The following is an 8126-nucleotide window of genomic DNA, read 5'->3' on the forward strand; positions in this document are numbered from 1 at the left end:
CTCCTTAACCGATCATTTGCTTGACTGCTTTAACATCGCTTGCATGCACTTGCATTAAGCCGCGCAGGTGACGTTTACGTTTGGTCGTTTTTTTCGTCAGGATATGACGGACGTGTGAATGTCCAACTTTATAACCATTTTTGGTTTTTTTGAAGCGCTTTGCTGCGCCTCGATGAGTTTTCATTTTAGGCATTATTGACTCCGCATTGTTTGCCATGAATATAAAATGCCGCCGCAGCGGCAATGTTTTTTTAAGGCGAAATCACATCACTTCTTAACAGGAGCAAGAACCATCACCATTTGGCGACCTTCAAATCCTGCTTTTTGCTCCACAACGCCAACTGATGCTAAATCAGCTTCGATGCGAGCGAGAAGCTCATGACCAAGAGCTTGATGCGCCATTTCACGTCCGCGAAAACGAACCGTTACTTTGGCTTTATCACCGCCTTCGAGGAAACGCGTCAGGTTGCGTAGTTTGACCTGATAGTCCCCCTCGTCAGTTCCTGGTCGGAACTTAACCTCTTTAATTTGTATGCGTTTTTGATTTTTACGCGCTTCTTGTTGCTTTTTTTGTAGCTCGAACCGATATTTGCCGAAATCCATCACTCGGCACACCACGGGTTTAGCGTTGGAGGCAACTTCCACCAAATCTAAATCCTGTTCATAAGCGATATTTAAAGCTTCCTCAATTGCAACGACACCGCGTTGTTCGCCATCTGCGTCGATTAACCGAACTTCAGATTCGCGGATTTCTTCATTGACCCGCGTTTCATTTTGCTTAACTATTACTCAATCTCCTGTGATTTTGTCTCAATCAAGTGGCGGATATGCTCAATAATTGTCGCAATTTCCATCACGCCTAACTCTTTGCCGTCACGTGTACGTACAGAAAGCGTGTTTGATTGCTTTTCTCTGTCGCCGGCTACCAATAAAAAAGGAACGCGCTGCAAAGTATGCTCGCGAATTTTATAGCTTATTTTTTCATTGCGCAAATCTATTTCTGCGCGAATACCGGCAGCGATAAATTTTTGCATCACATTTTGAACATAATCGGCGTGCGTATCCGTAATTGGCATAATCATCGCTTGCACGGGCGATAACCAAACAGGCATATTGCCCGCATATTGTTCAATTAAAATACCAATAAAGCGTTCCAACGAGCCTAAAATCGCGCGGTGAATCATCACGGGCGTTTGTTTTTCGCCGTGTTCATCAATATATTCAGCGCCAAGTCGTGCGGGCATTGAAAAGTCCAATTGAACGGTGCCACATTGCCAACGTCTTCCCAAACTATCTTTTAAAGTAAATTCAATTTTGGGACCGTAAAACGCGCCTTCGCCGGGTTGCAAACGGAATGCCAAATTTTGCGCTTCCAATGCTTCTTGTAAACCGCGTTCTGCCTCGTCCCAAATCTCATCGCTACCGACGCGTTTTTCTGGACGGGTTGACAGCGCGAGTTCCACATTTTTGAAACCAAAATCATCATAAACTTCATAAACCATGCGGCAAGTGCGTTCAATTTCCGCACGAACTTGATTGCGCGCGCAGAAAATATGCCCATCATCTTGCACAAAGCGCCGTACGCGCATAATGCCGTGTAACGTGCCAGATGGTTCATTGCGGTGACAAATACCAAATTCAGCATAACGAATCGGCAATTCGCGGTAACTTTTTAAACCTTGATTAAAAATTTGCACGTGTCCGGGGCAATTCATGGGTTTGACGGCAAAATCGTGATTATCGATGCAGCAAGTAAACATATTGCCGCCGAATTTATCCCAGTGTCCGGATTTTTCCCATAAACTGCGGTCGAGAATTTGCGGACCTTGAACTTCTTGATAACCATATTTCCGCAATTTTGTGCGCATATAGTTTTCAATTTCGCGGTAAATCGTCCAACCTTTAGCATGCCAAAAGACCATGCCAGGCGCTTCTTCTTGCAAATGGAATAAATCGAGCGCTTTGCCGATTTTGCGGTGATCGCGTTTTTCGGCTTCGGCTTGTTGTGTTAAATAATCGTCTAATTCTTTTTTACTGCGAAACGCAACGCCATAAATACGTTGTAACGCTTCTGCTTGCGCATCACCGCGCCAATAAGAACCCGAAAGTTTAGTGAGTTTAAACGCTTTGATTTTGCCCATATCCGGCACGTGCGGACCGCGACACATGTCCACATATTCTTGGTGGTAATACAAACCAACTTCTTGCACATCGTCATCAAAATCATCAATCAAACGAATTTTAAAATCTTCCTGCCGTTCATGAAAAATTTCCCGCGCGCGCGCGACCGGCGTCCATTCTTTTTTCACGCTGTATCCGGTTGCGGCGAGTTTTTGCATGCGTTCTTCTAAAACGGCTAAATCTTCTGGGGTAAAACGATGATCAGCTTCAATATCATAATAAAAACCGTTTTCAATCACCGGACCAATCACCATTTTGGCTTGCGGCCATAATTGTTTTAATGCGTGCCCCAACAAATGCGCACAAGAATGGCGAATAATTTCCAATCCGGCTTCATCTTTATCCGTGATGATGGTGACGTCGGCATCGCAAGCAATCGTATCGCTTAAATCTTGCAACTTTTCGCCAATACGCACGGCAATTGCCGCTTTGGCTAAACTCGAACCGATAGATTCTGCAATTTCTTGACCAGTTATTGCAGCATTAAAAGATTTTTTACTGCCGTCGGGCAGAGTTATTGTAGGCATATTCATTCCCCTCATTCTGTGCGCTGATTAACGCGAGGAAAGCATTCTACTGACTTTATAGGTTTAATGCTATTCTCTAGCATTTCTATTTTTGGAGCGATTTATGTGCGGAATTATTGCCGGTGTGGCAAAAAAAGATATTGTTTCAATTTTGATGACGGGACTCACGCGTTTGGAATACCGTGGCTACGATTCTGCTGGAATCGCCGTATTATCAAAAAATAAACTCCATTGTCGCCGTGCCGTAGGAAAAGTGATGCAATTAACCGAAAAAATTGCCGAATCGCCGCTTGCCGGCAACAGCGGCATTGCTCATACCCGTTGGGCAACGCACGGCATTCCCAACGAAAAAAACGCCCACCCACACATCAGCGGCGCGCAAATTGCCGTTGTTCATAATGGCATTATTGAAAACTATCTTGAATTACGCGCGCAATTAATCGAAAAAGGATATCAATTTCAATCGGATACCGATTCAGAAACCATCGCGCATTTAATTCATGATTATTATCAACGCGATCACGATATCGCTGCCGCCGTTTTGCATACTTTGCCGCATTTAAAAGGCAGTTATGCGCTCGCGGTGATGGCGGCAGATGATCCCGATCATATCGTTGTTGCTTGCCAACATTCTCCGATGATTATCGGCAAAAGCGCGGCGGGCTATTTTGCCGCATCTGATAGTTTTGCTTTATTGCCGCTGATGCGCCAATTTATTTATTTACAAGACGGCGACGTGGCGCAATTAAGCCGCGAGGATTGCCGCATTTTTGATCACAGCGGAAAATCCGTGCAACGCGTTTGGGTTGAAAGTGAACAAGATGATGATATTGTTGGGAAAAATGGTTATCAACATTTTATGCAAAAGGAAACGTTTGAGCAGCCCAGCGTAATTCGTCATACTTTATCAGGACGTTTAACCGCGCAATCGTTAAATATCGATACGTTTTCTCCAGAATTACAAGAAATATGTAATCAATTGAAAAATATTGATATTATCGCTTGCGGCAGCAGTTATCACGCTGGTTTAGTGGTTAAATATTATCTTGAAGCCGCGGGCATTCGCACAAATGTTGAATACGCCAGCGAATATTTATACCGCGATGTTGCCGTTTCGCCGCATACTTTATTTTTAACCATTTCTCAATCTGGAGAAACGGCTGATACTTTAGCCGCGCTCAATAAAGCCAAAAAATTACCTTATTTGGATTATTTAGCGGTATGCAATGTTGCTGAAAGTGCGCTGGTGCGCTTGTGTCCGCATCATATTTTAACGCGCGCCGGTCGGGAAATTGGCGTGGCTTCCACTAAAGCTTTTATGGCGCAATTGGTTGTGTTGCATTTAATTACTTTATTGATTCGTCACGTTAAAGGAGAAAATATCAGCGAAGAATGCGCTGCTTTAGCGCGTTTGCCGGCTGCCGTTGAGCAAATGTTAGCGTTGGATACAAAAATTGCTGCGGCGGCAAAAACATTGCAAAAAGAGCGCAATTGTTTGTTTTTAGGACGCGGCGCCGGCGCAGCAATTGCGGCAGAAGGCGCGTTAAAATTAAAAGAATTATCTTATATCCACGCGGAAGCTTATCCCTGCGGCGAATTAAAGCATGGACCTTTGGCTTTGGTTGATGAACAAATGACTGTAGTTGCTGTTGTGCAGGCAGGATTATTGGGCGAAAAAACATTGAGTAATTTGCAAGAAGTGCAGGCGCGCGGCGGACGTTTGATCGTTTTTGCTGATGAACGCGTTGATTTACACGCTTTATCCGATGCCACGGTGATTTCTTTGGGCGTGTTAGACGATTTGACGATGGCATTAATCGCAGTAGTGCCGTTACAATTATTCGCTTATCATGTTGCTTGTTATAAGGGAAATGACGTTGACCAGCCGCGAAATTTAGCGAAATCGGTGACGGTAGAATAAAAAATTAAAATGACTACGAATCCCTCGTTATTTCGAAAACGGGGGATTTTTTAGGATTTATGCCATAACACTGCCGCGCTCAAAGCGTTTAACGTCCACGCGATCAGCATTGATATCACGGTATGACTGAAAAAATGATCGCCGATTGCCATTTTATAAAGTCCCATTATCCAACCAAGCGCGGTGACGGCGAGTGCGATTTTGAAGTGTTGTGAACGCAACCGCGGTAGAAATGCCCATGCGTACCAAGAAAAACCCAATCCGGCATGTGCCGCGGGAAAACATTTTTCGTGATGCTGTGCCAGCACATTTTGCCATAGTGATAAATAAGGAAATTGTCCGCCAAATGTTTCGATATGGTTGGGGCAGGGTACGTGTGTGAGTGTTTTTAAAAGACCGATCACTGCGGGTATTAGAAATAACATCGTCACTAAATAACCCAATTCGCGTTGAGAAAATTGCGGCAAAAATCGCGGCATTTTGTGCGGTAAAAGCCAACGTTGAAATAAAAGACACAAGATAAAAATCTCACACCCAATCAACGTATGTTTGATACCCGTGTAAAAAAACCACCGCGGTAACGGCGCATTTTTAGCGATAATCCATTGTCCGTTATGATAAAAAAATTGGCTGATATCAATATCAAGCGTCGAATGTTCCAGCAGCAAAGTTGAAAATATAAGCAACGCAAAACCAATACCCGCGCAATAATGAAATCGTACATTACAAAACATAACTGCTTTTATATTCAATAGATTGTGTTTTTATATCAAATAATTTGAGCAAAGTGGCAGCGATTGCAGCATGTGTTAAAGCCGTATCCGATGGTACGGCGCGAAAATGCGTGTGCGCACTCGTCCAAAAAAATGATGCCACGTGTTTTTGTTCTATCGGTGCGATGCGATAAGGCATGCCGTGTAAATAAACGCCTTTTTCACCTAAACTTTCGCCGTGATCGCTGACATATAACAACGCAACTTGATGGGTTTGATCGTATTGATTCAACCAATGAATGGTTTTTGCCAGAAAATCATCCGTCATCAGCACAGCATTATCAAAAGCATTAATTACCTCTTGTCGCGCGCATTTTGCCAATTCATTATTTTTGCAAACAGGCGTGAAGCGCTCAAATTCTGCATCATAACGTTTATAGTATTCGGGACCGTGATTGCCCATTTGATGCAGTACGATCAAAATATCTTGCTGTTGGTGGTTTGCTACATAATCATCTAATCCAGCTAATAGATGAATGTCACGACATTCGTGTGTAGCACCGTCAGGACAATGTTCGCGCGTTAATTTAACGTAATGGCTTGGCGGTAATTTATGCATCACGCCTTTATCATCAGAATTATTATCCTTCCACAATATATTGATTTTTAAACGATTAATCGTATCAAGTACGTTTTCATGATAGGGCGCTTGTGCTACGTCATAATTTTTTATCTCAGAATAACTAAACATACACGGCAGCGAATACGCGGTAGACGTGCCGCAGGAAATCACATTGCTAAAATTAGTAACACCTTGAATTTGGGAGACCTGTGGAAACGTATTGCGGGTATAACCGTTTAGCGACACATGATCTGCGCGCAATGTTTCGCCGACCACCATCACGATTAATTTTGGCGTCCGCTCAGCTGGTGAAGAAATTTGCACGGCATCAGCGGCGTGCATAATCGTATTTTTCGGCGCGGTATGTTTGCGGTATTCAGTGTGCAACAATTTCCCGACGGCATAAATCGGTGCAACGGGATTGGTGTATAAACGCAATGTTTTATGTTCGCGGAAAAAACTCGCATATGTTTTAGAAAACGTGGTAATCGGCAAAGTAATTAATAATAAACTGCCTAAAATGACGGCAAAGCGCGTTAATAACGCACACGAAAGCCGCGGAAAATACACTTTTTGCCGCGCAATAATCATGCTTGGAATAATGCCTAATAGACTGATTCGTAATATAAACTCAATATTAAATAACCCCATCATTTCCGCTTGATCGGTTTCTAAAACGTTCTGCATCATTTGGGCATCGTAAATGGTGCCGTACGTATCGGTGAAATATCCGGTGACGCTGGCGAGCAAAATAAAGGCTATCAGTATGAATTTAAATAAAAATTTATAACACAAAAGCGATAACAATAATAATAATACGCCCGTTAATACCAGCGCTAACGATACGGCAAACCCCAAATAATCAGTTAACGGATAAGTTTCCGCTGCATGCATAAAAAACGCATCGTTTGCCGTTATCGTTAAAAAGAGCGCCACAATCGGCAAAAGCCAAAACGCATTAATCGCAGGATTTTGGCGCACAGAACGCTTCAAAGCAGATAAAATCATAAAACTTTGCACAAACTAAAAAAGAGCGAAACATTATGCCAGCGCGCGCTTTTTAATGATATGAATAAAACATTAAAAGATTATTTTTTTAAAAAACTGTTTATTGTTATTAAAAAATAACGCGGAAATTTTATTGAATACTTTGAAATAGCGTTAAAAATAAAAATCGCAAAAAATGCGCGTTCTTTTTGAAACGCTCGAAAAAAACAAAGCGCGCGACCGTGTGTTATTTTTAATGATCAAAACGAGATCTTCGCGGCGCGCTCGTGTATAACGTTTAAGCGCCAAAATGAAAAGGCGAAAACAGATTGTTTCACAACACAAAAGGAGAAAAAAATGGCTGCATTATTTTCATTAGATCAACAAATCGCCGTTGTTACTGGCGGTGCAAAAGGCATCGGCAAAGGCATCGCGCGGGTTTTAAAACAAGCCGGCGCCACAATTATCATCGCTGATATTGACGAAACCGAAGGCAAAAAAACGGCTGAAGAATTAGGCGGAAGTTTTGTTGCGCTCGATGTTACCAATCAAAAATCTTGTCACGCATTAATTGATCACGTGCTTGCCACTCATCAACGGCTCGATATTTTATGCGCTAACGTCGGCATTTTTCCGCAGGCGAGTTTGGAAGATATGAAAGAATCCGATTGGGATTTAGTGATGAATATCAATCTTAAAGGCATGTTTTTCGTGGTGCAGGCGGCGTTAAAAGCGATGAAAAAACAACAATACGGACGCGTGATCCTCACTTCTTCTATTACCGGTCCCATTACCGGTTTCCCCAATTGGGCGCATTACGGCGCCAGTAAAGCCGGACAATTGGGATTTATGCGCAGCGCCGCTTTGGAATACGCGCGTTTCGGCATCACCATTAACGCCGTTCAACCCGGCAATATTTTAACGGAAGGCTTGCGCGCGCAAGGCGAAACCTATTTGCAACAAATGAAAGCCGCCGTTCCCACGCATACTTTAGGAAAACCAGAAGATATTGGTTACGCTGCTGCATTCTTTGCCGCTAAAGAAAATGCGTATATCACCGGACAAAGCATCGTTGTTGACGGCGGACAAATTTTGCCGGAATCGCCGGAAGCGTTGTTATAGTTTTTTATCATTTTGCAAAAATGAAAGTGGCGGTATTTCACCGCCCCTTTTTT

7 protein-coding genes are annotated in these 8126 nt (G+C 43.1%); 2 read left to right on the forward strand and 5 right to left on the reverse strand.

Going from position 1 to position 8126, the window contains the following annotated elements:
• Positions 1 to 4: 4 nt before the first annotated feature.
• The 3 genes from rpmI to thrS form a co-directional block, all read right to left on the reverse strand.
• Positions 5 to 193: a 50S ribosomal protein L35 gene (rpmI, locus tag AKG33_RS04265; RefSeq protein ID WP_041729450.1), complete on the reverse strand. Its 189-nt coding sequence runs from the start codon at positions 191 to 193 to the stop codon at positions 5 to 7.
• 74 nt (positions 194 to 267) lie between these two features.
• A complete protein-coding gene (infC, locus tag AKG33_RS04270) occupies positions 268 to 786 on the reverse strand; it encodes a translation initiation factor IF-3 (RefSeq protein ID WP_081423584.1) in 519 nt (172 codons plus the stop codon).
• Entirely contained in the window at positions 786 to 2708 is a 1923-nt protein-coding gene (gene thrS / locus AKG33_RS04275; RefSeq protein WP_050707988.1) for a threonine--tRNA ligase, read from the reverse strand. The genes infC and thrS overlap by 1 nt, the downstream gene beginning before the upstream one ends.
• Positions 2709 to 2811: 103 nt before the next feature.
• On the opposite strand from thrS, the gene glmS reads away from it, so the two are divergent.
• Entirely contained in the window at positions 2812 to 4629 is a 1818-nt protein-coding gene (glmS, locus tag AKG33_RS04280; protein ID WP_012030862.1) for a glutamine--fructose-6-phosphate transaminase (isomerizing), read from the forward strand.
• Between the two features lie 50 nt (positions 4630 to 4679).
• On the opposite strand, the gene AKG33_RS04285 is transcribed toward glmS, so the two are convergent.
• Positions 4680 to 5363, reverse strand: coding sequence for a PAP2 family lipid A phosphatase (locus AKG33_RS04285; RefSeq protein ID WP_012030863.1), 684 nt, complete (start codon positions 5361 to 5363; stop codon positions 4680 to 4682).
• Complete coding sequence (locus tag AKG33_RS04290) at positions 5353 to 6972, reverse strand: phosphoethanolamine transferase (protein ID WP_050707986.1); 1620 nt, start codon at positions 6970 to 6972, stop codon at positions 5353 to 5355. The genes AKG33_RS04285 and AKG33_RS04290 overlap by 11 nt, the downstream gene beginning before the upstream one ends.
• Before the next feature lie 336 nt (positions 6973 to 7308).
• On the opposite strand from AKG33_RS04290, the gene fabG reads away from it, so the two are divergent.
• Positions 7309 to 8073, forward strand: coding sequence for a 3-oxoacyl-ACP reductase FabG (gene fabG / locus AKG33_RS04295; protein WP_012030865.1), 765 nt, complete (start codon positions 7309 to 7311; stop codon positions 8071 to 8073).
• Positions 8074 to 8126: the final 53 nt, after the last annotated feature.

The sequence above is a fragment of the Dichelobacter nodosus genome, assembly GCF_001263335.1.
Taxonomy (GTDB): Bacteria; Pseudomonadota; Gammaproteobacteria; order Cardiobacteriales; family Cardiobacteriaceae; genus Dichelobacter; species Dichelobacter nodosus.

Bases quoted from the DNA above. Each gene is read 5' to 3' on its own strand.
- rpmI (WP_041729450.1), bottom strand. From the start codon at position 193: ATGCCTAAAATGAAAACTCATCGAGGCGCAGCAAAGCGCTTCAAAAAA.
- thrS (WP_050707988.1), bottom strand. From the start codon at position 2,708: ATGCCTACAATAACTCTGCCCGACGGCAGTAAAAAATCTTTTAATGCT.
- glmS (WP_012030862.1), top strand. From the start codon at position 2,812: ATGTGCGGAATTATTGCCGGTGTGGCAAAAAAAGATATTGTTTCAATT.
- AKG33_RS04285 (WP_012030863.1), bottom strand. From the start codon at position 5,363: ATGTTTTGTAATGTACGATTTCATTATTGCGCGGGTATTGGTTTTGCG.
- AKG33_RS04290 (WP_050707986.1), bottom strand. From the start codon at position 6,972: ATGATTTTATCTGCTTTGAAGCGTTCTGTGCGCCAAAATCCTGCGATT.
- fabG (WP_012030865.1), top strand. From the start codon at position 7,309: ATGGCTGCATTATTTTCATTAGATCAACAAATCGCCGTTGTTACTGGC.